This is a genomic window from uncultured Methanobrevibacter sp., from assembly GCF_900314615.1.
In the GTDB taxonomy this organism is placed as follows: Archaea; Methanobacteriota; Methanobacteria; order Methanobacteriales; family Methanobacteriaceae; genus Methanocatella.
Genome location: NZ_OMWA01000053.1, coordinates 1 through 2,246, shown reverse-complemented (window position 1 = coordinate 2,246; position 2,246 = coordinate 1). Strand labels below are relative to the sequence as shown.

General features: G+C 35.9%; 2 protein-coding genes. Both read left to right on the top strand.

Annotated elements, in window-relative coordinates; translation table 11 throughout:
- Positions 1-828 (top strand): Hsp70 family protein (locus QZN33_RS11665; RefSeq protein WP_296792880.1); only part of this gene is annotated, 828 nt, incomplete at its 5' end.
- A gap of 132 nt (positions 829-960) precedes the next feature.
- Positions 961-2,103, top strand: coding sequence for a molecular chaperone DnaJ (gene dnaJ / locus QZN33_RS11660; protein WP_296792877.1), 1,143 nt, complete (start codon positions 961-963; stop codon positions 2,101-2,103).
- Positions 2,104-2,246: the final 143 nt, after the last annotated feature.

Sequence of the window (2,246 nt, the reverse complement as noted above, 5' to 3'; positions counted from 1 at the left end):
CCAATGGAATGTGTATCCATGGGTGCTGCTATTCAAGGAGGAGTATTAGCCGGTGAAATTAAAGACATCGTTCTTTTAGATGTAACTCCATTATCTTTAGGTATTGAAACCTTAGGTGGAGTATCAACCACTTTAATTGAAAGAAACACTACTATTCCTACCAAGAAAAGCCAGGTATTCTCCACAGCTGCAGATAATCAGCCATCTGTAGACATCAATGTATTGCAGGGAGAAAGAAAAATGGCTGCAGACAACACATCCCTCGGACGTTTCCAACTCGTAGGAATCCCACCTGCACCAAGAGGAGTACCACAAATTGAAGTAACATTTGATATCGACGCTAACGGTATTATCAATGTAACCGCTAAAGATAAAGGTACTGGTAAAGAACAAGCAATCACTATCACATCTTCAACCAAATTATCCGATGAAGAAATCGAACAGAAAGTTAAAGAAGCAGAAATGAATGCTGAAGCTGATGCGAAAAGACAGGAAGAAATTGAAATCAGAAACAATGCAGACTCATTAATTTACACATCAGAAAAAACCTTAGACGAACTCAAAGATCAAGTATCTGAAGATGAAAAATCTAAAGTCGAAGGCTTAGTAGCTGAATTAAGAGAACTTATAGCTGGCGATGATATTGATGCCATTAAAGCAAAGTCTGATGAATTATCCAATGTAATTCAAGAGATTGGTGCAAAAATCTACCAACAAGCACAGGCTGAAGCTCAAGCACAGCAACAAGCTGGAGCTGACCCTAATGCAGGTGCTCAAGACAACGGTAATGATGACACAATTGACGCAGACTATGAAGTAAAAGACTAGATTAAATAATATAGTTTTATTACATTGTTAGAAAATATATTAAATCAGAATCAGAATCAATCAATAAACTAACAATAGATAAAACTATTATTTTTTCTATCTATTTTTTTAAAATTATTTTAAGGTGAACAAATGGCAGACAAGCGAGATTATTATGAAGTTCTTGGAGTAGATAAAACTGCTGATGAAAAGACAATTAAGAAAGCTTATCGTAAATTAGCCAGAAAATACCATCCAGACGTTTGTGATGAACCAGATGCTGAAGATAAGTTTAAAGAAGTTAGTGAAGCTTATGCTGTCTTGTCTGATGATGAAAAACGTCAAAGATATGATCAATTCGGTCATGCAGGAATGGATGGATTTACTGCTGAAGATTTCTATCAAAACGTAAACTTTGATGATATTTTCCAGGGATTCGATATTGGAAACATATTTGAAATGTTCGGTTTTGGTGGAGGAGCACGCAACCGTGGAAGAACAGGACCTCAAAGAGGATCAGACATTTATACTGAAGTTCCAATCTCTTTAGAAGAAGCATTCAACGGATGTGACAAAGAAATCAAGATTACCAGAAGTGAATTATGCCCAACATGTAACGGTTCCAAATCCAAGCCAGGTTCTGACCCTCAGACCTGTCCGAAATGTGGAGGAACAGGTCAAATTAAAGAAGTCAGCAACACATTCTTAGGCCAAATGGTGAATGTAAGACCATGTAGAGAATGTGGAGGAACCGGAAAAATAATTACAGACCCTTGTGAAGACTGTCACGGAAAAGGAAGTAAAAGAAAAACAAAAACAATTAAAATTGAAATTCCAGAAGGTGTTGATGAAGGCAACCATTTAAGAGTTTCAGGCGAAGGAAACTGCGGGGAAGCCCCAGGCCTTGAAGGAGATTTAATTGTTACAGTACATATCAAAGGACACAGAAACTTCACACGTGAAGGCGATCACTTATATTTAGACCAACAAATAAGTTTCCCGCAGGCGGCTTTAGGTGATTTGATTAGTATCCCTACCATTGAAGGAAAAGAAGTTGAATTTAAGATACCTTCAGGAACACAAAGCGGAACAGTATTTAAATTAAGAGGACAGGGAATGAACTCTGTTAGACATTCCGGTAGAGGAAATATGTACGTTACTGTAACAGTTGTTGTTCCTAAAAAATTAAGTTCAAAACAGAAAAAGATACTTACCGAATTTGCCGAAGTCAGCGGTGATGAAATTAAACATGTTGAAAAAGGCCTCTTTGACAGAGTCAAAGATGCAATGAAATAGATTAGCATCATGCTAATTTATTCTAATTTTTTTTAAATTTTTTTGAGTCTGTAAAATTTTATAGGCTTCTTTCAAATTTTATTTTTTTTACACTTGAAATTTCACTTCGATAAAAATTCGTTCTAATTTTTCTTTAATTTCAA

Bases quoted from the DNA above. Each gene is read 5' to 3' on its own strand.
- dnaJ (WP_296792877.1), top strand. From the start codon at position 961: ATGGCAGACAAGCGAGATTATTATGAAGTTCTTGGAGTAGATAAAACT.